15 protein-coding genes are annotated in these 22,986 nt (G+C 69.2%); 4 read left to right on the forward strand and 11 right to left on the reverse strand.

Annotation, left to right across the window (positions count from 1 at the left end; all coding sequences use genetic code 11):
- Positions 1-163: 163 nt before the first annotated feature.
- The 4 genes from OHA86_RS11365 to OHA86_RS11380 all read right to left on the reverse strand — a co-directional run bounded on the left by OHA86_RS11365 (position 164) and on the right by OHA86_RS11380 (position 7,562).
- A complete protein-coding gene (locus OHA86_RS11365) occupies positions 164-2,203 on the reverse strand; it encodes a ricin-type beta-trefoil lectin domain protein (RefSeq protein WP_329174662.1) in 2,040 nt (679 codons plus the stop codon).
- A gap of 258 nt (positions 2,204-2,461) precedes the next feature.
- Positions 2,462-3,895 carry a glycoside hydrolase family 76 protein gene (locus OHA86_RS11370; RefSeq protein ID WP_329174664.1) on the reverse strand — a complete coding sequence of 478 codons (1,434 nt, stop codon included), beginning with the start codon at positions 3,893-3,895 and terminating at the stop codon, positions 2,462-2,464.
- A 175-nt stretch (positions 3,896-4,070) separates the two neighbouring features.
- Positions 4,071-7,076, reverse strand: coding sequence for a glycoside hydrolase family 3 C-terminal domain-containing protein (locus OHA86_RS11375; RefSeq protein ID WP_329174666.1), 3,006 nt, complete (start codon positions 7,074-7,076; stop codon positions 4,071-4,073).
- A gap of 333 nt (positions 7,077-7,409) precedes the next feature.
- Positions 7,410-7,562, reverse strand: a complete 153-nt coding sequence (locus tag OHA86_RS11380) for a hypothetical protein (RefSeq protein WP_329174668.1) — start codon at positions 7,560-7,562, stop codon at positions 7,410-7,412.
- Positions 7,563-8,073: 511 nt separating this feature from the next.
- Here OHA86_RS11380 and OHA86_RS11385 point away from each other — a divergent pair.
- Together OHA86_RS11385 and OHA86_RS11390 are read left to right on the forward strand one after the other, a co-directional pair.
- Positions 8,074-11,070: a lectin gene (locus OHA86_RS11385; protein ID WP_329174670.1), complete on the forward strand. Its 2,997-nt coding sequence runs from the start codon at positions 8,074-8,076 to the stop codon at positions 11,068-11,070.
- 163 nt (positions 11,071-11,233) lie between these two features.
- Positions 11,234-12,802: a ricin-type beta-trefoil lectin domain protein gene (locus OHA86_RS11390; protein WP_329174672.1), complete on the forward strand. Its 1,569-nt coding sequence runs from the start codon at positions 11,234-11,236 to the stop codon at positions 12,800-12,802.
- Positions 12,803-13,418: 616 nt separating this feature from the next.
- Here OHA86_RS11390 and OHA86_RS11395 read toward each other — a convergent pair.
- Entirely contained in the window at positions 13,419-15,164 is a 1,746-nt protein-coding gene (locus OHA86_RS11395) for a glycoside hydrolase family 27 protein (RefSeq protein WP_329174673.1), read from the reverse strand.
- A 609-nt stretch (positions 15,165-15,773) separates the two neighbouring features.
- Between OHA86_RS11395 and OHA86_RS11400 the strand changes: the two genes are divergently transcribed.
- The gene (locus OHA86_RS11400) at positions 15,774-17,867 is read left to right on the forward strand and encodes a PQQ-dependent sugar dehydrogenase (protein ID WP_329174674.1); all 2,094 of its coding nucleotides are present in this window, start codon (positions 15,774-15,776) and stop codon (positions 17,865-17,867) included.
- 264 nt (positions 17,868-18,131) lie between these two features.
- Here the strand turns inward: OHA86_RS11400 and OHA86_RS11405 are convergent, their stop codons facing one another.
- The 6 genes from OHA86_RS11405 to OHA86_RS11430 all read right to left on the reverse strand — a co-directional run bounded on the left by OHA86_RS11405 (position 18,132) and on the right by OHA86_RS11430 (position 22,330).
- On the reverse strand, positions 18,132-18,305 hold the full coding sequence (locus OHA86_RS11405) for a hydrophobic protein (protein WP_329174676.1): 174 nt from the start codon (positions 18,303-18,305) through the stop codon (positions 18,132-18,134).
- 311 nt (positions 18,306-18,616) lie between these two features.
- Positions 18,617-19,366: a GAF and ANTAR domain-containing protein gene (locus OHA86_RS11410; protein ID WP_329174678.1), complete on the reverse strand. Its 750-nt coding sequence runs from the start codon at positions 19,364-19,366 to the stop codon at positions 18,617-18,619.
- 5 nt (positions 19,367-19,371) lie between these two features.
- The gene (locus OHA86_RS11415; protein ID WP_329174680.1) at positions 19,372-20,118 is read right to left on the reverse strand and encodes a GAF and ANTAR domain-containing protein; all 747 of its coding nucleotides are present in this window, start codon (positions 20,116-20,118) and stop codon (positions 19,372-19,374) included.
- A gap of 49 nt (positions 20,119-20,167) precedes the next feature.
- Positions 20,168-20,587 (reverse strand): STAS domain-containing protein, encoded by a 420-nt coding sequence (locus OHA86_RS36040; RefSeq protein WP_443071700.1) that lies wholly within the window; start codon positions 20,585-20,587, stop codon positions 20,168-20,170.
- A 307-nt stretch (positions 20,588-20,894) separates the two neighbouring features.
- Positions 20,895-22,025, reverse strand: a complete 1,131-nt coding sequence (gene arsB, locus OHA86_RS11425; RefSeq protein WP_329174682.1) for an ACR3 family arsenite efflux transporter — start codon at positions 22,023-22,025, stop codon at positions 20,895-20,897.
- Positions 22,022-22,330 (reverse strand): ArsR/SmtB family transcription factor, encoded by a 309-nt coding sequence (locus OHA86_RS11430; RefSeq protein WP_329174684.1) that lies wholly within the window; start codon positions 22,328-22,330, stop codon positions 22,022-22,024. The genes arsB and OHA86_RS11430 overlap by 4 nt, the downstream gene beginning before the upstream one ends.
- Positions 22,331-22,423: 93 nt before the next feature.
- Here OHA86_RS11430 and OHA86_RS11435 point away from each other — a divergent pair, with 93 nt between their 5' ends.
- Positions 22,424-22,897, forward strand: a complete 474-nt coding sequence (locus OHA86_RS11435; protein WP_329174687.1) for an arsenate reductase ArsC — start codon at positions 22,424-22,426, stop codon at positions 22,895-22,897.
- Positions 22,898-22,986 lie beyond the last annotated feature (89 nt).

The raw sequence follows: 22,986 nt of genomic DNA on the forward strand, positions 1-22,986 counted from the left end.
GGTACGCGTCGGGCGGAGGCCGACCCGCTGAAGACGGACGCACGGTAAGACCGGCGCCCACCGCAAAGGGTTGTCCGGGGGACCCGTCAGACGCGGGTCGAGCCGGGCCTGACTGATCGTTTCCCGCGCCGGCTGCGGGCAGCCGGCGCGGGATGCGTCTGGTTCAGGGGATCGCCCAGTGCTGGTTGTTGCCGTTGTTGCAGGTCCAGATCTCCAGCTGCGTGCCGTTGGCTGTGTTGCCGCCGGGGTCGTCCAGGCACTTGCCGGAGGCGGGGTTGACCAGGGTGCCGTTCGAGACGGTCCAGCGCTGGGCGCCGGTGCCGTTGCAGGTGTACAGCTGCACCGGGGTGCCGTCGGCGGTGCTGGCGCCGGTGACGTCCAGGCAGGCGCCGTTGATCCGGATCGTGCCGTCGGTCTGGCGGGTCCAGGTCTGGGCGGGGGTGCTGTTGCAGTCCCACATCTGGACATGCGTGCCGTTCGCGCCGGAGCCGGCGTTGTCGTCGACGCACTTGTTGCTGTTGACGCCGGACAGGATGGTGCCGGTGGCCGGGGTGGGCTGGCCGCCGGTGAGGGTGATGTCCACGGTGTGCGTGCCGGTCAGCGACGTGGGCACGGAGTGCGTGGACGTCGTCGTGCCGTCGAGCTTGAAGGAGCTGATGACGTTGCCGGAGCCGTGCAGCGCGATGTTGAGTGTCGCGCCCCGGTAGGTGACCCCGTTGAGCGTCGCGTCGCCCCAGCCGGCGGGCAGCGTGGGCGTGAAGGTGATGCCGCCGGTGCCGAAGGTGATGCCGAACAGGTCGTTGTCGATCATGCGCAGGTAGGCGGTGGCCGACCAGGTCTGGTCGGGGGCGGCGCCCCAGTGGCCGCCGGTCTGCCAGCCGCCGTCGACCGCGCCGGTCTGGGCGTTGTAGATCTCGGCGAACTGCCCGCTGTTGTTGGCGAGTCCCGCCAGTTGCTGCACCTCGTTGGCGAACCGCGGCTGGTTCCCGGACTGCGCGGCGGCGTCGGCCCAGTAGCCCTGGACCATCGGCCAGACGACGACGTTGTGCCGGCCGGGCCTGGTGTCGCTGTAGCGGGCGTAGTTCGGGTACGTGTCGACGATGCCGTACGGCTGGAGGTGCGCGTTGGCCAGGATCGACTGCGCCCGGCCGGCGTCGGCGATGCCGAAGAGGACGGCGAAGGACAGGCCGGTGCCCTCCTCGGTCTGGTCGAGCTGCCCTGACAGGCTGTCGTTGCCGTGGACGAAGTACCCGTACAGGCCCTTGGCCGGGTTCCACAGCCGCTGGTTGATCGCGGTCTTGAGGCTGTCGGCCTGCGAGTTCAGCGCGTTGACCTCGGTGGCGGGCCTGCCCAGGGCCGTCGCCATCAGGGCGGCGCTGCGGTAGGCCTGGTAGTACACCGCGTTGGTGCTCAGCGTCATCATCGTGGACGTCGCCGAGTAGTCGCCGACGTAGCCGCCGTGGCTCTCGGTGGCGTCGGCCGGCGGGGCCGGGTAGCCGGCGATGCCGTCGTTGAAGAACGCCGGGCCCTGGAACAGGCCGTACGAGGAGTTGTAGTTCGCGCTCCTGCGTGTGCTCAGGGTGTTGGTGGCCGCCTGGTAGGCGTTGGTCAGGAAGCCCTGGTCCCCGGTGACCAGGTAGTGGTTCCAGGCGCCGACCGCCCACACGACCTGGTCCCACTGCTCGTTGTCCTGCTGGACGATCAGCTGCCCGTTGGACTGCTTGACCACCGCCGACCACAGGGTGTTCGCGGCCTGCCTGGGCTCCAGCAGGCTCGCCGCGTTCCAGGAGTTGACCGCCGCGTCCCGCGTCCACGGCTGCGCGTAACCGCCGCCGGCCCGGATGAACTGCTGCGGGTTGTTCGTCATCAGCCCGGACGAGTTGTACACCGCCGGGTCGTACGACACGGTGTTGGTGTCCAGCAGATTCGTCAGCGCCTTGGTATAGGCCGCGCCCAACGTCGCCTGCGTGCTCGCGTTGGCGAAGGCCAGCGTCGGACGGGCGACGCCAGTGGCCGCTGCCGCGGGAGCGGCCGCCGTTCCCGTCCCGGTGACGGCGGCCGCGGTCAGGGCCAGCGCGCCCACGGCGACCAGCAGACGTGGACGCCGCCGCGGGACGCCGGACGCCTGCGTGCGGCCGCTGTGCTGTTCGGCTTTGCTGACGTCCAGCCGCGGGTGTGGTTGTGGATGGTGACGTCTGATCATTTGCGTCTCTCCGTTGAGAATGTTGTCGGTCTGGGCCACGGCACGAGGTGCTGGGGGTTGGCTGGCCCCGCTTTCAGCAGGTGTCGGCCGACAGGATTGGAAGAGGGGGCCGTCGAGCGGGGCAGCGCGGCACAGCCATGGCCGGGCTGGCTGCCACGAGTGCACCGGAGCGGCTGCTGCTCCACCAGGCTCATTGCGGGCCGGTGAGCCTGGTGGGGCGTACGCCGGTGCGGCGTTGGTGGGAACGTCAGCGGCGCGTCAGGTCCTGGTCCATTTCTGGTTGGCGCCGGCGTTGCAGGTCCAGATCTCCATGAGGGTGCCGTTGGTGGTGCCGTGGCCGGTGGCGTCCAGGCACTTGCCTGAGGCGGTGTTGACCACGGTGCCGTCCGGGTGCAGGGACCACTGCTGGGCGCCGGTGCCGTTGCAGTCGTAGATCTGCACCGGGGTGCCGTCGGCGGTGCCGGCCGAGCGGACGTCGAGGCGCTTGGTGCCGTAGACGGTCAGTTGGCCCGAGGAGCTGGCCGTCCAGGACTGGTTGGCTCCGCCGTTGCAGTCCCACAGTGCGACCTGTGTCCCGCTGGTCTGGGTGGCGGTGGGGACGTCCACGCACCGTGAGGACTCCTGCCCGCGCAGGACGCCGGTGCTGGACACCGCGCTGTTTCCCTGTGCGGCGACGAGCGCGGCTGCGGCGCCGGCCTGGCTGGTGGGGGTCCACTGGGCGAACGGCCCGACGAAGGAGTTGCCCTGCTGGCCGGAGCCGTTGGTGTCGTTGGTGATGATCGAGTTGGCTGTGGTGGTGAGGAAGGAGTCGTACTGGGCGGTCTTCGCCGCGGTGGCCAGAGCTCGCAGGTAGCGGGCGAAGATGCCCTTGAACGCCTGGCCGTCACCGGTGCAGTCGGGCTCGCAGCCCTCGTAGAGCACGCCGTTCTTGTTGAAGTGCGCGGTCGCCGCGCCGGCGATCGACTCGGCCGTGGTCAGCAGAGAGGTGTCGCCGGTGGCGCGGGACTGCTCGATGAGGCCCTGGAGGACGACACCCTGGTTGTAGGTGTAGTTCGCGGTGCTGAAGGTGCAGCCGGAGACGTTGAGCCCGTCCTGGACCAGGTTGCCCTTGATCAGGCCCGAGTTCTTGAACCAGTTCCACTCGGAGGCGGCCCAGCCGCCGTAGGTGGTGTCACCCGCGATGCGGTTGTGCAGGCCGGCCGTGGCGGCGAGGAAGAGCTCGTTGGCGATCGAGGCCTTGTACTGCTTGGCGGTGCTCCAGTAGACGCCGCCACCGCAGGCACTGTCCCAGTAGGTGTGCATGTAGTTGGTGGTGGTCCTGGCCATGTTCAGGTAGTTCGTGTTGCCGGTGAGGTCGTAGGCCTGGAGCCAGACCAGCGCCCACCAGCCGGTGTCGTCGATGTAGTCGTTGGTGAAGTTGCTGTTCTTGGCGTACGCGCCGGTAATGGCGTAGTCGTACTGCCGGTCGCCGGTGGTCTGCTCGTAGGTCATCACGGTGCTCAGCGACACCGCCGAGGTCCACCAGCCGCCCGCGTCGATCCGGCCGCTGTTCGCGTCGTAGGACTTCATCAGGACGGCGATGCTGCTGGACGCCGGCGTCGACGCCGCCCGGGCGCCGCCGACGGTGTTCGGGGCCACCACCAGCAGCAGGCCCAGGAGCGGGACCACCGACCGGATCAGCCATCTCTTCATCGCGTTCACGTTCATGTCGACTTCCACTTCGTGGGGGGTGGAGGTGTGCCGTCCGCCGGGGCCTGTGGGGGTGGGGAGGCGGCGGCGGCCGGGTGGCACCGACATCGGCGGCGTTGGGCCTTGCCCGGCGCCGGCGGCCGGGGTCCGGCCGGCCGCCGGTGTTTCGGGCAGCGCGTCAGCCGGGGAGGTTCCATTGCTGGTTGGTGCCGTTGTTGCAGTCCCAGATCTCCAGCAGCGTGCCGTCTGCGGAGTTGCCGCCGGTGGCGTCCAGGCAGCGGTGGGAGCCGGCGTTGACCAGTGCGGTGCCGTTGCGGGTCCAGGTCTGGGCGCCGCTGCCGTTGCAGTCGTAGAGCTGGACTTTGGTGCCGTTGGCGGTGCCGGCCGCGTTGACGTCCAGGCACTTGCCGAGCGCCCGCAGGGTGCCGTCCGTGCTCACGGTCCACTGCTGTGCGCTGCTGCCGTTGTACGTGTACAGCTGGACGGCGGTGCCGTTGGCGTTGTTGGCGGCGGGCACGTCGACGCATTTGCCGGCGAGGCCGGTGATCGGGCCGGTGCCGCCGCCGGTGGTGCCTGCCGGGTTGGTCCACTTCTGGTTGGCGCCGCCGTTGCAGTCCCAGATGGTCATCTGGGTGCCGTTGGTGGTGGAGTTGCCGGGGTCGTCCAGGCACCGGCCGGAGGCGGGGTTGCGGAGCGATCCGTCGGCCTGGTGCTGCCATTGCTGGGCCGCGCTGCTGTTGCAGGTCCAGAGCTGGACCTTGGTGCCGTTGGCGGTGCCGGCCGCGTTCACGTCCAGGCACCTGCCTTCGGCCCGCACCGTGCCGTCGGGTGCCTCGGCCCACTGCTGGCCGGTGGTGCCGTTGCACGTGTAGATCGCGGCAGGGGTGCCGTCGGTGTTGGCGGCGCCCGGCAGGTCCAGGCATCGTCCCTGGTAGCCGACCAGGGGGTTGGCGGGGGCGGCGTCGGCGGGGACCACCGTCCACAGGAACGTGGTGGTGGCCTGTGCTCCGGCGCCGTCGCGGGCGGTCACGTCGACCGTGTAGGTGCCGGCCTGTGTCGGGGTGCCGGTGATCCTGCCCGAGCCGGAGACCGACGTGCCGGGCGGCAGTCCGGTGGCGGTGAAGGCGGGGGTCTGTCCGGCGGTGGTGTCGTGCGTGGCCACCTGGAGCGAGACGGCCGTGCCGGCCAGTCCCTCCTGTGCGCCGGGATTGGTGACGGTGAGCGGGGTGCCGAGCTGGGCGGCGGTGACGTTCAGAGTGCCGGTGAGCGGCAGGCCGGCAGCGGAGTCGCCGACGGAGACGGTGTAGGTGCCGGTGCTGGTGGCCCAGGCGTTGGAGGAGGTGTTCCAGTACGACAGGCTGCGCTGGGTCAGCGGGAAGGTGACGGTCTGGCTGGCTCCGGGCTGGAGGGTGACGCGGGTGAAGCCCTGGAGCTGCTTGGGCGGTTCACCGTTGCCGGCCGGCTGGGTGACGTAGAGCTGTGCGACGTCGGAGCCGGCCCGGGAGCCGGTGTTGGTCACGGTCGCGGTGACCGTTGCGGCGCCGCCCGCGGCCAGGGTGCCGACGTGCAGGTTGCTGTAGGAGAACGTGGTGTAGGACAGGCCGTGGCCGAAGGGGAAGAGCGGGGTGAGGTGATTGGCGTCGTACCAGCGGTAGCCGACGTTCACCCCTTCGCTGTACTGGGCGGTGCCGTTGGTGCCGGGCCACTGCGCGGTGGTGTTCGCGGGTACCTGGGACAGCGAGACGGGGAAGGTGACGGGCAGGTGCCCGGACGGGTTGGTGTCACCGAACAGCAGGGAGGCGATGGCCGTTCCGTAGCCCTGCCCGGGATACCAGGCCTCCAGGACGCCCTTGACCGAGTTCACCCACGGCATCGTCACCGCGGAGCCGGTGTTGAGTACCACGACCGTGTTGGGGTTGGCGGCGGCGACCGCCGAGACCAGATTGTTCTGGGCACTGGACAGGTCGATGCTGCTCAGGTCGCTGCCCTCGGCCTCGAAGTTGCTGACGAACACGACCGCGGCATTCGCCGCGGAGGCGGCACTGGCCGCCGAAGAGGTGCTGGAGCCGTTGTCGTAGGTCACGGTCACACCGCTGCCGGCCCTGGCCTGGATGCCCTGCAGCGGGGTGACCGTGCCGCTGGAGGTGACCGACGCGCTGCCGCCGCCCCCGCTCTGCACGCTGGTCGAGGCCGCCGCGCCGATCACGGCGACGGACTTCGTGGCGGAGGTGAACGGCAGCACGTTGCCGCTGTTCTTCAGCAGGACGGTGCCCTGGGCCGCCAGCTTGGTCGACGCGCTCTGGTTCGCCGTGCTTGTCGCGGTCTGCGCGGGCGAGCCGGTGGGCGCCTTGTCGAACAGGCCGAAGGCGAACATCTCGGTCAGGATCCGGGACGCCATGGTGTTGAGCGTGGTCTGGCTGACCTGGCCGGCGTTGACGGCGCTGATCAGCGCGTTGCCGTAGTGGGAGTCGTCGCCGCCGGGCATGTCCTGGTCCAGCCCGGCGTTCGCCGAGGGCGCGGTGGACTGGTTGCCCCACCAGTCGGAGGTGACGAAGCCCTGGAAGCCGAACTGCTGCCGCAGCGCACTGGTCATCAGCGTCGGGTTCTGGCAGGCGCCCGTCCCGTTGACCGTGCTGTAGGAGCACATCACCGAGGACGCCGCGCCCTGCTGCACCGCGTCCTGGAAGGCGGGCAGATAGATCTCCTGCAGCGCCTTCGTACTGACGGCAACGTTGTCAGACGGCGTGTTGCGGTTGGTCTCCTGGTTGTAGACGGCCAGATGCTTGACCTGTGCCAGCACGCCGGTGGACTGCACGCCGCGGATGTCGGCCGCGCCCATCTGCCCGTTGAGGTAAGGGTCCTCGCCGACGGTCTCGAAGGCACGGCCCCACCGCGGGTCGCGGTCGATGTTGATGGTGGGTCCCAGATCGATCGTGGTGCCCTTGGCGCCCTGCTCGGCGCCGATCAGCGCACCGTACTGCTGCTCGGCCGCGGTGTCCCAGGTCGAGGCGAGCGCGACCGGGGCCGGCAGCTGGGTCACCCCGGTGAAGCCGTCGCCCACCCCGGCCGGGCCGTCCTGGAGATTCATCGCGGGGATGCACAAGGCCCCGATGGCCGGCGTGAGCCCCGCATACCGGGAACCTCCCGCGCCCGTGGCGAGCTGCACCTTCTGCGCGACGGTCATCCTGGCCAGCACCTGACTGACCCGCTGGGGAACAGGAGCGGTGGAATGCACCCACGGGCAGGCAGCCGGCACCGCGGCACCCGCAGCCGCCGCGGCAGGCGTCCCGACCGTTGAGATCACCCCAGCGGAGCCGAGCAACAGGGCCATGGCGGCCAGGACGGTGGTGCGCCGTCGTCTCACGGCATGCATCTGCGTACCTCCGGTGGGGGGCGGAACGGGACAAGCACGGGCTGCACGGACGCCCGCGGTTCGGACACGGTCGGACATCCGGTGCCGACATCCGGTGCCGAAGGAGTGGGAAACCTGGCAGCCGAGCGAAGGCGACGTGGACCCTCAGGCGCTCATCCAGGGCCGCTGTCGCAGTCGCACATGCCACGCGCGCTGAGAGACGGGCGCCACGCCCAGCGGCGCGGCATCACTACGGCGCGTGTCGAAGAGCAGGACGACATCGTTGTCATCCAGTAGCCAGAAGGAACCGGTGATCATCGGGAAACTCCCGTTGGACCTGGGGCGTTGTGGGTAGGGGCGCAGACTGGCGACTCTTGGAGAGCGCTCCCCGAAGTTAGCCAGAGGTTACAAGTGCGTCAATGCCCTTGACACATGGTCGGATGACTTGGCCGCCGGCGCCGCTTTCCGCTTGCGCCTGACAGTCCTCCCGCGTCGGCGGCTCGGATCACAAATGGGATGAAGGGCAGCGCGCGCCAGCTGCCGTTCGGCCCGCGCGTCACCCGCGAGCAACTCGACAGCCAGTGCGAAGCGGGAACGAAGTGGGGCCACTGGACCTCGCGCACCCCCGGGCCACCCACGGCACTGTGTGGCTGCGGCTGTTTCATCTGCGCAGCCCGTCAGCGCTCCGATCTCTGTTGAGTTCTGATCGCAAGTTCGGTCGAATGTGTTGACAGGTGTTCAGCGTCTGTCTTTTGCTGTGCGCACTTCACCTCTGGCGTACCCCCACCGGTCCGGTGACAGTTCACTGTCCGATCCTGGAGCCGCAACGATGAGACGATGGCGCATTCCCCTCACGACCTGTCTGCTGATCATGGGGCTCGCCGTGCCCGCCACTTCGGCGCACGCGGCAGCACCTGCCGCAGTGGCCGACCCCGCTTCCCTCGTCAACCCCCTGCTGGGGACGTCGAACGAGGGCAACACCTTCCCCGGCGCCGACACCCCGTTCGGCATGGTCCAGTGGAGTCCCGACACGCCCTCGCGGCCCCCTGGCGGTGACTACGCATACTCCGACAACGTTGTCACAGGCTTCAGTCTGAACCATCTCTCCGGTCCCGGCTGCGGCGCGATGGGCGACATCCCCGTCCTGCCGACCACCGGAAACGTTGACGGCGGGGCGACCGTCGGCTTCAGCCACAGCAACGAGAGCGCCAGCGCGGGCGCGTATCAGGTGAACCTCAACAACGGCGTCAACACCGAGCTGACCACCACGGCCCGCTCCGGCATGGCCCGGTTCACGTTCCCCTCCACCACCCAGGCGAACCTGCTGTTCAAGCTGAACGCGGACGGCGCCGGGAACCTGCACTTCAACAAGGTGAGCAGTACCGAGGTCAGCGGTTCGGTGGACACCGGCCGGTTCTGCGCGTCGGGCGTCCCGTACACCGCGTACTTCGACATGGTCTTCGACCAGCCGATGACGGGCAGCGGCACCTTCAACGGCGGTGACTCGGTCACCTTCAACACCACGAGCAACCGGACGGTGCAGGCCAAGGTGGGCCTGTCGTACGTCTCGATCGCAGGCGCGACCGCCAACCGCCAGTCGGAGAACCCGAACTGGGACTTCAACGGCACCCGCACCGCCGCGCACAACGCGTGGAACAACGTGCTGGGCAAGATCGCGGTCAGCGGCGGCACCTCGGACCAGCAGAAGGTGTTCTACACCTCGCTGTACCACGCGCTGCTGCACCCGAATCTGCTGAGCGACTCCGACGGCCGCTACGTCGGGTTCGACCGCCAGGTGCACACCGTCACCGGTGGCCAGAAGGCGCAGTACGGCACCTACTCCGGCTGGGACATCTACCGCAGCCAGGCGCAACTGGAGGCGCTGGTCGCCCCGCAGCAGGCCGGCGACAGCGCGCAGTCGATGGTCAACGAGTACGCGCAGAGCGGCCAGTTGCCCAAGTGGACGCTCAACTCCGGCGAGACCAACGTCATGAACGGCGACCCGGGGCCGGCGATCATCGCCGACTACTACGCCTTCGGCGCCCGGAACTTCGACACCGCCGCCGCCAAGGCGGCCATGGTCAAGGAGGCCAGCACCGACAACGGCATCCGCCTGGGCGAGAAGTACCTGTCGAACTACGGCTACCTGCCGTCCGACGGCACCTACCCGTACGGCTTCTACGGTTCGGTGGCCACAACGTTGGAATACGGCGCGCAGGACTTCGCCGTCTCCGCGTTCGCCGGTGCGCTCGGCGACACCACCACGCAGTCGCAGTTCGCCAACCGCGCCCAGGACTGGCGCAACGTCTTCAACACCGTCACCGGTTTCATGCAGCCCAAGCTGCAGAACGGCACGTGGCGCGGTGGTTTCGACCCCGCCAGCAGCGACCAGTTCGTCGAGGGCACCTCCTGGCAGTACACCGGTGCGGTGCCGCACAACATCCGCGGCCTGGCCGACGCCATGGGCGGCAACGCCAAGATGGCCGGCTACCTCGACAGCGTCCTCTCCGACTTCCACGGTTCCGGAGGCACGCACGCCGACCTCGGCAACGAGCCGTCCATCGAACTGCCCTGGGAGTACGACTACATCGGCCAGCCCTGGAAGACCCAGAAGATCGTCCGCCAGGTCCAGGACCAGCTCTGGCCGAACAACCCCGCGAACTGGAGCGTCGGCAACGACGACCTGGGCACCATGAGCGCCTGGTACGTCTTCTCCGCCATGGGCTTCTACCCCGAGACCCCCGGCACCTCCGACCTCGCCCTGGGCAGCCCGCTGTTCACATCCGTCGACGTCACCCTCGGCAATGGCAGCCACCTCCTGGTCAACGCCCCGGCCGCCGCCGACAACGCCCCCTACGTGCAGAGCGCCACACTCAACGGCGCCAGCTGGAACAACGCCTACCTGCCCGCGAATACCGTCATCAACGGCGGCACCCTCAACCTGACCCTCGGCACCGCGGCCAACACCAGCTGGGCCACGGCCGCCTCCTCCGCCCCGCCCTCCTACAACGGGAACGGCGGCGCCCAGCCGCCCGCAACCGTGGCAGGGCCGACCGGCACCGTCGCCTCGGGCGTGGCCGGCAAGTGCCTGGACTCCGCCGCCGGCGGCACCGCCAACGGCACCAAGGTCCAGAGCTACGACTGCAACAACAGCGCCGCCCAGCGCTGGACCTTCCCAGGCGACGGCACCGTGCAGCAGTCCGGCAAGTGCCTCGACGTCAACGCCGGATCGACCGCCAACGGCGCACTCGTCCAGCTCTGGGACTGCAACCAGAGCAACGGCCAGAAGTGGATACCCAAGGGCAACACCCTGGTCAACACCGGTTCGGCCAAGTGCCTTGACCTCCCCGGCGGCACGACGGCGAACAGCACCCAGGTGGAGATCTGGGACTGCAACGGCGGAACCAACCAGCAGTGGAACCTGCCGCGCACCCGCACCGGCCAGACCACCTCCGGCATCGCCGGCAAGTGCCTGGACGACAACGCCGCCTCGACCACCAACGGCACCAAGATCCAGACCTGGACCTGCAACGGCAGCAGCGCCCAGCAGGTCAGCGTGCCCGGCGACGGCACCCTCCAGATCTACGCCCGGTGCCTGGACGCCACCGCAGGCGGCACCGCCAACGGCACCCTGATCGAGATCTGGGACTGCAACGGCGGCGCCAACCAGCAGTGGACGTACAACCCCACAACCAAGGCGCTGGTCAACCCCGCCTCCGGCCGCTGCCTGGACGTCACCGGCGCCAGCACCGCCGACGGCACGCAACTCGAGCTGTGGGACTGCAACGGAACCGCCGCACAGATCTGGTCACTGCCCGGCGCGTGACCAGCCGGAAGCCCCCGGCGGATCGCCGCCCGGCCGACGGGGAGCCGAGCGGCATCCCTCACCCTCGCCGACGGCGAACTCCGCACGACGAATCCTGCGCGGCAGCCTCGGAGGGCGGGCGGCGCGCTGGTCCAGCAGAACTACCGGAAGGTGAAGGTCGTTCATGAAGAGATCTGTCGTGACCACCGCGTTGGCGCTGGTCACCATGGTGGGCGGGGCCTGGGGCCTGGGCACGGGATCGCCGGCTCAGGCGGTGTCCGACGCTGCTCCGCCCGCCGCCCGCGCCACCGGATCGGCCGTCCGGGCCGCGGCCGTCCAACCGGTCAGCCTGCGCCTGGAACCGCTGGGCGCGTCGTTCACCTACGGCTCCCACAGCAGTGCGGGCAACGGCTACCGGGGCCCGCTGTGGGACGACCTGACCGGTGAGGGGTACCGGCTCGACTTCGTCGGGCCGGTACGCCACGGGACGATGGCCGACCCCGACAACGAGGGCCACCCGGGGCTGCGGATCGACCAGGTCGCCGGTCTCACCGACGCGTCGCTGGCCGCATACAAGCCGAACGTGGTCACGCTGGTGGTGGGCACGAACGACCTCGTCCAGAACTACCAGGTGCCCACCGCGCCGGACCGGCTCAGCGCGCTCATCGACCGCATCCTGGCCGACGACCCGGGAGTGACCCTCCTGGTCGGCAATCTCATCCCGTCCGCCCTGCCCGACGTGCAGGCGGCGACGCCCAAGTACAACGCGGGCATCGCCTCCGTGGTCCAGTCCAAGCAGACCGCGGGCAAACACGTGGGATTCGTGGACATGAGCGCGGTCACCCTCTCCGATATCGGTCCCGACGGCATCCACCCCGGGGACGCCGGCTACCAGAAGATGGGCGACGCCTGGAACAAGGGGGTGCAGGCGGCATCGGCCGCCGGCTGGATCACCGCGCCGGTCTCCCTCGGAGCACCCGCGGCCGGCGCCACCGGCCAGATCACCTCGGGCATCACAGGAAAGTGCGCCGACATCGCCGCGAGCGGCACGGCCGACGGCACCGCCGTGCAGCTGTACGGCTGCAACCACACGACGGCGCAGTCCTGGAGCGTCTACACCGACGGCAGCCTGCGGGCGCTCGGCAAGTGCCTGGACGCGACCGGCGGCGGCACCGCCGACGGCACGACAGTGCAGCTCTACACCTGCAACAACACCGGCGCCCAGATCTGGCAGGCCTACAAGGGCCGTTACCTCAACCTCGCCTCCGGCAAGTGCCTTGACGTCACCGGCGGTTCGGCTGCCGACGGCACCCGGCTGGAGCTGTGGGGCTGCAACACCACCGCGGCCCAGCAGTGGTCCACCCCCGGCGTCGGCCCGGTGACCACGGGCTTCGCCGGCAAGTGCCTGGACGTCAAAGCCGGTTCCAACGTGAACGGCACCAAGGCCGAAATATGGGACTGCAACGCCACGCCGGCGCAGAACTGGGTCGTGCGCGACGGCCAGCTCCAGGGCAGCGGCCTGTGCCTGGACGTGATCGGGGCCGGCACCGCCAACGGCACGCTGGTGGACCAGTGGGACTGCAACGGCACCGCCAACCAGGTCTGGAAAGCCGGCCCGAACTCCAGCCTGGTCAACCCCGTCTCTGGCAGGTGCCTCGACGTCCCGGCGGCCACCACCGCCAACGGAACCCAGCTGGAGATCTGGGACTGCAACGGCGGCACCAACCAGCGGTTCGCGCTCCCCGCGAGCTGACCCGGCAGGCGGTTGCCACGCCGGTAGTCACCGGCGTGGCGACCGCTGTCCCGCCCAACTGCCCGCCGTGCCGCAGGCTCACGCGGCCGGCCGCGTCACGCGCCCCACCAGCCGAAGGAGTGGGTCGGGGCGTACCGGAGGCGGGCCCGGTCCAGTCGTACCAGCCGACCGCGGTAGGAGACCAGGGCATGCTTGCCGCTGACAGCCGACGTGAGGCGGCGGACCCGGCCGACGACCGCCGACCGAGCCCCGACGGAGCGCCTATTGACGTCGAAATGCCATCGTCGAACCCGTCGTCGACAGAACGTGACTTGCCGGAACGGCCGCCGAATCCTTCTCGCGGTGACGACCGAGCGGAGGTCTTCGGTGAGAGGCCGGACGGGGTGGGGCGGGGCGCCTCACCGGCCGATCGATGATGCGTGAACGTGGGAACCATCCACGCTCGTCCTCCCACCCCGGCCGTTCTACGAGCCTGAGTGATCGCGCCGGCCGACGGCGGTGTCCACGACGCGTGGCGGAACCCCCACTTGTCCGGTGAGCCGGCGATCGCACGGACCAGAAGTCGGTCCGTGCGAACAGCCCGTTCGATCAGGAACGATGGTCACGGCTCGGTTCTTCAGGCCACCTTGACGCCGGACCCGAGGGTCCACTTCTGGTTGGCGCCTCCGTTGCAGTTCCACAACTCCAGGCCGGCGCCGTTGGGGTTGGTGGCCCCGGTGACGTCGAGGCAGAGCCCGGACTGAACGCCGGTGATCGTGCCGTCGGAGTTGACGTTCCACTGCTGGTTGGTGCCGCCGTTGCAGTCGTAGATCTCCACGTGCGTACCGGCGGTGGTGGCGCCGCCGTGGGCGTCGAAGCACTTGCCCAGCACCTTCAGCGCCTTGGCCGAGGAGCTGTAGGTGATCTTCTGGTTGGCGCCGCCGTTGCAGTCCCACACGTCCAGCTGAGTGCCGTTCACCAGGGTGCTGTTCGGGTCGTCGGCACAGCGGCCGGAGAGTCCACTGGTCAGGTTGCCGCCGGCCGGAGTCGAGGAGCCGGACGGGGTGACCTTGAACAACGCGGACTCGTGCGGGGCCAGACTCCGGCTGACGGAGTTGGTGAGAGTCTCGTTCGACTTGCCCCAGAGGTTGCGCACCGTGGCGGAACCGCTGAACCCGAGGTCGGAGAAGTTTGCCGTCACCGTCTCGTTGCCGGCCCGGTCGGAACGGTTGAACAACGCCACCGTGTAGCTGCCGTCCGGGTTCTTCTGCTTCGTGGCCCACACCTGCAGATCGTTGGTGTTCGAGATCTGGCCGGCCACCACGGAGTCGGTCTGGTTGACGTTGGTCACCTCGGCGTTCTTCAGCATGTTGAGGTCACCGGCGTCCAGGGTGGTCAGGTCGCTCCCCAGCATCATCACCGACCGCGTGATCGCCCACAGAGTGATCACGCTCTGCCGCTCGTTCACGGTCAGACCGTTGTGGTCACCGTTGCCGACCTCGATCGAGTCCGGGTCGTTCCAGCCACCCGGACCGGCGTACTGCCCCCACTGGGCCAGGTTCGCCCAACGCGGCCCGACGTTGCTCCAGGTGGTGAGGGTCGAGCAGTAGCACTCGATGTCACCTCCCGTCCGCCAGCTGTTGGAGTACTGCTGCCAGGTCTTGATGTTGTTGATGTCCAGGGTGTTCGACAGGCCGAGGTGGATGGTGCGGCCGGTCTGGTTCAGCGCCTTCGACCAGGCGATGACGTCGTCCTGGTCGCTGGTGTGCACGCCGTCGATCTTGATGTAGTCGACCCCGTAGGAGGCGAACAGGTTCGCCCACGAGTTCACGAACGCCTGTGCCGCGGTGGGGTTCTTGTTGTAGTCGATGAAGTACATGACGTTGCCGAACCCGCCGTAGTTCGACTCGAAGGTCGACGTGCTCGAGACGATGTCCCGTGCGTGGTACGACGTGCCCTCGATCGGGGTGTTCTGGTCGTACGCCGCCTTCGAGATGCCCGGCGTCACGTACATGCCGAACTTCTCACCCAGGCCGTGGATGAAGTCGCCCAGGTTCTTCATACCGTCCGGGAACTTGCCGGTGTCGACGACCCAGCGACCGTACTGATCGACGGTGGTGCCGGGGTTCTTGATGTAGTAGTCGTCCAGGTTGATGTACTTGTAACCCGCGGACATCAGGCCCGAGTCGTGCATCGCCTGAGCCTGGGCCTTGATCTTGGCCTCGGTCGGGTTGTTTCTGACGGAGCTCCAGCTGCTCCACCCCATCGGCGGTGTGCGCGACGCACCGTTGTCCTGGGCTTGCGCGGGCGTCGAGCCTGTCAGGGTGGAGAGGAACAGCGACGACGCCAGGGCGACCGTCGCGACGAGCGCGCGCTTGGACATGACTCTCCTTTGAGTCGACTCACTTCACGTCAGGAGGTTCAGACTGTTCCGTATTGAGCCCTAGTGTTCGATCAGGTGTCAATACATCCAACCAAGCGGACTCGATCGAACAGATTCATTCAGTTCCGGACCGACACGGTGGCTGTAGTACGTCGACTGGCGGGGGCGCGATCTTGCTGCCCCAGGTGGCGAGCCCGCGCCACCGCAGGACGCGAACAGCCGTCAGCGGTCCGCGACTCCCCGGGTTCCGGCGGCCGCCGGTCCCTCCTTGTTTTCCCTACCAGGGTTCCAACCTGCGGCGTACCAATGCGCAGTTGTGTTGGAAGTTGCTTCTTTGTTCTGAGGGTTGACCTCAAAAGCAACACGAGACCACACTGTGCACCGTCTTCCCGGCGGCACCAGATGCGATGCGTTCTCCTCGGGCATCTCTCCTGCCGCTCCCCCATGGGTGAAGGACTTCTTCATGCGCGGAACGGTTCGCTGTGTCCCTTTGTGGATCATGGCGCTCCTGGCCGCCCTGCTCACGGTGAGCATCGCTCCCGCGCAGGCGACGACGACGATCAGCAGATCCTCATCACTTCCACCCTCATCATCCGCAAGGAGACATCCGTGTTCGGTAGAACCCAGCACAGACGGCACCATCGTCGATGGCTGACCGCTCTCGTCGCCGCTGTCGCCGCGATCGCGGCGCTGGTGGCCATGCTGACGACCAGTGCGTCCACGGCTCTGGCGGCCACCGGTTCGCATGTGACGGGCACGGCGTCGGGCCGGTGTCTGGACGTGATCGGCCAGAGCACGACGGACGGCGCCGGGATCAACATCTACGATTGCAACTCCCAGGCCAACCAGGCGTGGACCCTGACTGCGGCCGGTGAGCTGCGGGTCTACGACAGTGCGAAGTGCCTGGACGTCGCGCATGCCTCCACCGCTCCCGGCGCCACGCTGGAGATCTGGACGTGCAACGGCGGCGACAACCAGAAGTGGAAGGTCAACAGCAACGGCACCATCACCGGCGTGCAGTCCGGGCTGTGCCTGGACGTGGTGGGCGCGGGGACCGCGAACAGCACGCTGGTGGACCTGTGGACCTGCAACGGCGGGGGCAACCAGAAGTGGACCACCGCCGCGGGTGACACCTCGGCGCCGACCGTGCCGGGCAACGCGCGGGTCAGCGACCTGCTGTGCGACTCCGTGACGTTCGCCTGGAACGCCTCCAGCGACAACACCGGGGTGGCGTTCTACGACGTCTACCACGACGGCCAGTTGATGAAGTCGGTCAGCGGGACGACGCTGTCGACCAGCCTGACCGTGGTCCCCGGGGTCACCTGGGGGCTGTACGTGAACGCCCGTGACGCCGCCGGCAACGTCTCACAGGCCGGCGCCACGGTGTCGATCACGCCGCCGCAGTGCCAGGTCGACACCCAGGCGCCGACCGCGCCCGGCAACCTCACCGGATCGGTGTCGGGCACCACGGTCACCCTGAACTGGTCGGCCTCCAGCGACAACATCGCGGTGAAGTACTACGACGTCTACCGCGGCAGCACCAAGGCCGGCACGATCACCGCCAACGGCACGACCCCGCCGGCCACCAGCTTCATCGACAGCGGGCTGACGGCGAACACCACCTACGCGTACTACGTGGTGGCCCGCGACGCCCAGGCCAACGCCTCCGCGCACAGCAACACCGTGAGCCTGAAGACCGGCGCCGCGTGCGGCGGCGCGGTGTGCGCCGTCACGCAGATCACCACCGACACCGACATCCCGTGGGGCCTGGTCACCCTGCCCGACGGAACGATCCTGTACAACCGGCGCGACGCGCACGACATCATCCACCTCAACCCCGCCACCGGCGCCAAGACCACCGTGGGCACCGTGCCCAACGTGGACGAGACCGACGGCGAGGGCGGCCTGCTCGGTCTGGCGATCTCCGCCGGCTACGCCACCGATCACTGGCTCTACATCATGCACACCTCCCCGTCCGACAACCGGATCGTGCGGATCAAGCTGGAGAACGACAAGCTCACCCTCAGCAGCGAGCAGGTCCTGCTCAGCGGCATCCTACGCAACAAGTTCCACAACGGCGGCCGACTGCGCTTCGGCCCCGACGGCAAGCTCTACGCCACCGCCGGCGACGCCCAGAACGGCGACAACGCCCAGAACAAGAACAGCCTCAACGGCAAAATCCTGCGCCTCAACCCCGACGGCTCAGTCCCCTCGGACAACCCCTTCGGCAACTACGTCTGGAGCTACGGGCACCGCAACCCGCAGGGTCTGGCCTTCGACTCCCAAGGACGTCTGTGGGAGCAGGAGTTCGGCAACTCGGTGATGGACGAGACGAACCTGATCACCAAGGGCGGCAACTACGGCTGGCCGGCCTGCGAGGGCACCAGCGGCACCTGCGGCAGCGCCGGCTACATCGCGCCCAAGCACACGTACTCCACCGCTGACGGCTCCTGCTCCGGCATCGCCGTCGTCCGCGATGTCCTGTACATCGCCTGCGAGCGCGGCACCCGGATGTATCGGGAGGTCATCAGCGGCAGCGACCTGACCAATGTGCAGATCTACTTCAACGGCACCTACGGCCGGCTGCGCACCGTAGAACCCGCCCCCGACGGCGGGCTGTGGCTGACCACGTCCAACAACGGCGACAAGGACAGCATCCCCGACAACAGCGACGAGAAGCTCTTCCACGTCACCCTCGGCTGACGAACGGCGCCGCGCACGCCGGCAGCCCGCTGCCACGGGCCACCGCAGCCCCCGCAGCCGCGGCGGCGTTCAACGCCAGGGACTACGGGGCGCTGGGTGACGGTCACGTCAACGACGGTCCCGCGACCGCGAGCGCGATCAGCCTCTTCGGCGGATGGGAACTCACGCCGTCCGGAGCGGATCACTTCTGCTGAACCTCCGGAGCCGCGGGGTGTGGGGGCGGGTGCCGGCGGCGGTGGGGGCATCGGGGTCGTACGGGGGTGGTCAGGGCTTGCGGGGACGGGTGAAGGGGCGGGCGGCGGGGTGGCGGGTGTGGTGTTCGAAGCCGATCAGCCAGGCGGCCAGCAGGACCGCCGCGGCGATCCACAGGGCGTGGATCTCGATGCCCAGGCCGAATGCGGCAACGCCCAGCAGGAGAAGGAGTATCCAGAGGAACATGTCCGGCCCTCCGCTCATACGCAGGGCTGTGCGCCCTGCGTTCCGCGGGGTCCGGGCGGAACGGGCGGGGGCGCGTCGCCCGGATGGTCCGGAGCGTCATAGCCGCACGCCGTACGTGTCAGTGAACGACCGTGTTCCCTGCCCTGTCAACGGGGCCTTCGGGTCGCGGAGTTGGGGCCTCTCGCGGAAGGACGGGGACTTCGCGTCAGGGCGGGCCCAGGGGCGTACCCCGCACGCCGGTCCGCTGTCCGCGGTCCAGGCAGCCGCCGTTGCCCCCGCCCGATCGTCTCGCGTGGCCGCTCGCCGGGCGGTCAGCTGCGGACCGTCGGTCGGTGGGGGCGCGGGATCTCGGAGGTGTCGAAGGTGCCGGCCGCGATCTCGCGGGAGAGCTGCGCCAGTTGGAGGCTGTGGGAGCGGGCGTACGCGCGGAAGGCGTCGAAGGCGGCGTCCAGGGAGACGTGCCAGCGTTCGGCGAGGATGCCCTTGGCCTGCTCCACGACGATGCGGCTGGTCAGGGCGTACTGGAGTTGGGCACGCTCGACCTGGCCGTGGTCCACGGTGCGCTGCTGGAGTATGGCGATGGTGGCCACGTCCGCGAGGGCCTGGGCCAGGGTGATGTCCTCGGCGCTGAGCGGGTCCGGGTCGGTCTGGAAGAGGGCGAGGGCTCCGATGACCCGCCCGCGCAGCCGCATCGGGAGCACATTGCTGGCCACGAACCCGGTCTCGGTGGCGCGGGTGGCGAACTGCGGCCAGCGCGCGGTCGTTTCGGGGTCGGTGAGGTTGATGTCGGTACGCGCCTGGCCGCTGTGGTAGCAGTCCACGCAGGGGCCCTGGTCGTGTTGCAGGGCGAAGAGTTCCAGCAGCCGGGTGTGCTCGTCGGAGGCCGCCATGGTCTGCAGGCTGTCGTGCACGTCGGCCAGCAGGATGCCGACCGCGGCCACGTCGAGCAGTTCCACGCAGCGCACCGAGAGCTGCTGGAGGAAGTCGATGAGGTCGAAGTCGTCGGTCAGGGAGTCGGCGACCTCCACGAAGACCTCGGTCATACGCTGTTCGCGGGTCATGTCGATCAGTCCTTGTCTACGGCGGTCGGGGGTGTGCCGTTGCCGCCCGGGTCCAGGCGAAGGCGCCGGTCCACCACGTCCTGGGCGACGTCGGTGAGGGAACGCCCGCTGCTGTAGGCGTGCGCGCGCAGCCGCAGCAGGGCTTGGGGCAGGGGCAGGGCGAGTTGGACGCTGAGCATGCCGGTCGCCTGGTGGACCACCGCGTGCCGCAGGGAGTGGGAGGAGTCCGGGAGGGAGGGGGCCTCCGATGGACCCGGGTCCGGACCGCTGCCGCCGGCCAGGCAGCGGGCGGTGAGCGCGGCGGCCAGGATCGTGGCGTCGTCGATCTGCTGGGCCGTCATCGGGCCGGGGGTGCGGCGCACGGCGGTCAGGACGCCGACGCTGATGGCGCCGATGCTCATGGGGAAGCAGAACAACGCCCGGGCGTCGAGGTCGGGGGCCTCCATGGCCAGGGCGGGCCAGCGGGCGAACGGGACCCGTGCCAGGTCCGGTGCCCACGTCATCGCCCCGGTACGGGCCGCGTCGGGCCCTGGTCCTTCCCCCAGGGTGAACTGCAGCTCGTCGATGTGCCGTGTCGTGGCGTCCGAGCACCACATGGGTTCGGTGAGGTTGTCCCCGGTGACCAGCGATACGGCGAGACCGTCCATCCCCAATGCCTCGGCGCCGGCCGCGGAGACGACGCCGGCGATGGCGTCGGAGCCCGCGCCGACCTGAAGGAGGCGCAGGATCCGGGCCATGCCGTCGCTGATCACCCGGCCCCGCTCTCGAAGGGCGGCACCCGATGCGCGTCCCGCGTCTTGGTCACGGGGTCAGCAGTCCGGGATAGGCGGCGGCCACGGGGTCCGAGGCCGGGCGGCGTTCCGCGGCGGGGTCCGAGGCCGGCTGGCGTTCCCCCGCGGAAGGCGGCGAGCGGAGCAGGAAACCCGTGCCGCTCAGCTCCAGGAGCCGGGCGATCGCGGGACGCGGATGGCGCAGGCGAAGAAAACCCCCGAGCGACGCGGTGCGCTCGGCGACGGCCAGGAAGGCGTTGAGGCCGCTGACGTCGCAGAAGTCCAGGACAGTCAGGTCGATGTCGATGGTGCGGATTCCCTCGCGCAGGCAGTCCTCGACCGTCATGTGCAGCCCCGCTGTCACGTTCAGGTCGATTTCACCCGCCAAAGTGATCATTGTGTGGTGTCCGCGATCATGCCGGTGGATGGTCAGGCTGGGCAGAACAGACATACCGCCTCGGTTCTTGTGACCTCGGGTACGGCGCCTGCTCCGGTCGGCCTTCCCCGACGCGCCTGGCACACCCCGCCTGTGGCAGAACGCCGGAAACAGGTCAGGCGAAGGCTTGGTCTCGGCAATCCCGCGGTCCAGGACCGCCGGCAGAATCCGCCTCGCCTCGAAGGTGTGCCGACCGATTCGATGGATCGTCCGCTCCCGCAGGCACCTGTACGACAACGACAACAGCACTGTCACGCCGGGGTCCAGGACGTCTCTCCCAGGAGAACCCCACCGCATACCCCCGGTCGCCGATTTCAGGCGGTCATCTTCCGCTCGCGTCACGCCGTACTGGCACGAGTGCCGCCGGGGCGCCCGCGGCGAACCTCTTTCGCCAGGCCAGGGCGACGTGGACCAGGCCGATCAGGACCGGCACCTCGATGAGCGGGCCGACGACACCGGACAGCGCCTGGCCCGAGGTGACGCCGAAGGTCGCGATGGCGACCGCGATGGCCAGCTCGAAGTTGTTGCCGGCCGCGGTGAACGCCAGCGTCGCGGTGCGGTCGTAGGGCAGCCCCAGGCTCTTGCCGAGCGCGAACGTGCCGAAGAACATGACCGCGAAGTACGCCAGCAGCGGCAGCGCGATCCGTGCGACGTCGCCGGGCCGGTGGGTGATCGTGCCGCCCTGGAGCGCGAAGAGGATGACGATCGTGAAGAGCAGCCCGTACAGCGCCCATGGGCCGATCGCCGGCAGGAACCCGGACTCGTACGCCTCGCGGCCCATCCTGCGCTCGCCGACCCGGCGGGTCAGGAATCCGGCCAGCAGCGGCACGCCGAGGAAGACCACGACGTTCACCGCGATCTTCCACACCGGCACCTCCAGGCCCTGGCCGTCGCCGAGGCCCAGCCAGTGGGGCAGCGCGTCGAGGTAGAACCAGCCCAGCAGGCTGAACGCGAGCACCTGGAAAATGGAGTTGAGGGCGACCAGGACGGCGGCGGCCTCGCGGTCGCCGCACGCGAGGTCGTTCCAGATGATGACCATGGCGATGCAGCGCGCCAGGCCGACGATGATCAGGCCGGTGCGGTAGGCGGGCAGGTCCGGCAGGAAGACCCACGCGAGGGTGAACATCACCGCCGGTCCGACGATCCAGTTGACGGCCAGCGAGGACACCATGAGCGTACGGTCGCCGGTGACCCGGTCGAGCCGGTCGTAGCGGACCTTGGCCAGTACCGGGTACATCATGACCAGCAGGCCGACCGCGATCGGCAGCGAGACCCCGCCGATCCCGACCTTCGCCAGCGCGGTGTCGAGGCCGGGAATCGCCCGGCCCAGACCGATTCCGGCGCCCATGGCGATCAGGATCCACACCGCCAAGTAGCGGTCCAGCGTGGAGAGTTGTCTTACCACCGGGTCGCCCCCGGTCGAAACGACGGTCTGTTCGGCGGAGGTGCTCACGGACAGGCCCGCTTGTTCTGCCCGGCGACGGCGGCGGAGGCGGCGAGCTGCGCGAACCCCTCCGACAGGGCGGCCAGCACCTCGGGCTTGAGCTTGTAGTACGTGAACCGGCCGCAGGGCTCGGTCTCCACCAGGCCGGCCTCGCGCAGCACCTTCATGTGGTTGGACAGGTTGGTCTGCCTGGCCCCCGTCTCCTCGACCAGGTGCGTGGTGCACAGCGTCTCGCGCGCCAGCAGGGTCACGATCCGCAGGCGGAGGGGATCGCCCAGCACCCGGATCACATCAGCGTCGACTGAAGTCAGCATGCACTGATACTCTCACATCACTGCCTGCTGATACCAGCGGGCGCTGATATTACCGGCGGCCGGCGCCGCCCCCGCGAGACGAGAGAGTCGCCCATGCCGCCCACGCCAGGTACGCCCGACACGCCTGCCACGCCTGCCACGCCCGACAGCAAGCCGTCCGTCCTGTTCGTCTGCGTCCACAACGCCGGCCGCTCCCAGATGGCCGCCGCCTGGCTCACCCACCTGGCCGGCGACCGCATCGAGGTCCGCTCCGCCGGCTCCGCCCCCGGCCACGCCGTCAACCCCGCCGCCGTGCGGGCCATGGCCGAGGTCGGTATCGACATCTCCGCCGAGGCTCCGAAGGTCCTCACCGCCGACGCCGTCCGCGGGTCCGACGTCTGCGTCACCATGGGCTGCGGCGACACCTGTCCCGTCTTCCCCGGCAAGCGCTACCTCGACTGGCAGCTCGACGACCCGGCCGGCCAGGGCGTGGACGCCGTCCGCCCGATCCGCGACGAGATCAAGGCGCTGGTCCAGAACCTGATCGCGGAGCTCGCCCCGGAGCCCCAGGCACCGCCCGGGACCTGATTCCGTACGTCGCTCGTCCGAACGACGGGCACGGCGCGAGGCGGCCGTCGGCGGCGACACGAAAGATCCGGCCAGCCCGGCGGATCAGC

The sequence above is a fragment of the Streptomyces sp. NBC_01477 genome, from assembly GCF_036227245.1.
Lineage (GTDB): Bacteria > Actinomycetota > Actinomycetes > Streptomycetales > Streptomycetaceae > Actinacidiphila.

Bases quoted from the DNA above. Each gene is read 5' to 3' on its own strand.
- OHA86_RS11375 (WP_329174666.1), bottom strand. From the start codon at position 7,076: ATGACCGTCGCGCAGAAGGTGCAGCTCGCCACGGGCGCGGGAGGTTCC.
- OHA86_RS11430 (WP_329174684.1), bottom strand. From the start codon at position 22,330: ATGCTGACTTCAGTCGACGCTGATGTGATCCGGGTGCTGGGCGATCCC.
- OHA86_RS11405 (WP_329174676.1), bottom strand. From the start codon at position 18,305: ATGTTCCTCTGGATACTCCTTCTCCTGCTGGGCGTTGCCGCATTCGGC.
- OHA86_RS11435 (WP_329174687.1), top strand. From the start codon at position 22,424: ATGCCGCCCACGCCAGGTACGCCCGACACGCCTGCCACGCCTGCCACG.
- OHA86_RS11365 (WP_329174662.1), bottom strand. From the start codon at position 2,203: ATGATCAGACGTCACCATCCACAACCACACCCGCGGCTGGACGTCAGC.
- OHA86_RS11410 (WP_329174678.1), bottom strand. From the start codon at position 19,366: ATGACCCGCGAACAGCGTATGACCGAGGTCTTCGTGGAGGTCGCCGAC.
- OHA86_RS11395 (WP_329174673.1), bottom strand. From the start codon at position 15,164: ATGTCCAAGCGCGCGCTCGTCGCGACGGTCGCCCTGGCGTCGTCGCTG.
- OHA86_RS11380 (WP_329174668.1), bottom strand. From the start codon at position 7,562: ATGATCACCGGTTCCTTCTGGCTACTGGATGACAACGATGTCGTCCTG.
- OHA86_RS11385 (WP_329174670.1), top strand. From the start codon at position 8,074: ATGAGACGATGGCGCATTCCCCTCACGACCTGTCTGCTGATCATGGGG.
- OHA86_RS36040 (WP_443071700.1), bottom strand. From the start codon at position 20,587: ATGTCTGTTCTGCCCAGCCTGACCATCCACCGGCATGATCGCGGACAC.
- OHA86_RS11370 (WP_329174664.1), bottom strand. From the start codon at position 3,895: ATGAAGAGATGGCTGATCCGGTCGGTGGTCCCGCTCCTGGGCCTGCTG.
- OHA86_RS11390 (WP_329174672.1), top strand. From the start codon at position 11,234: ATGAAGAGATCTGTCGTGACCACCGCGTTGGCGCTGGTCACCATGGTG.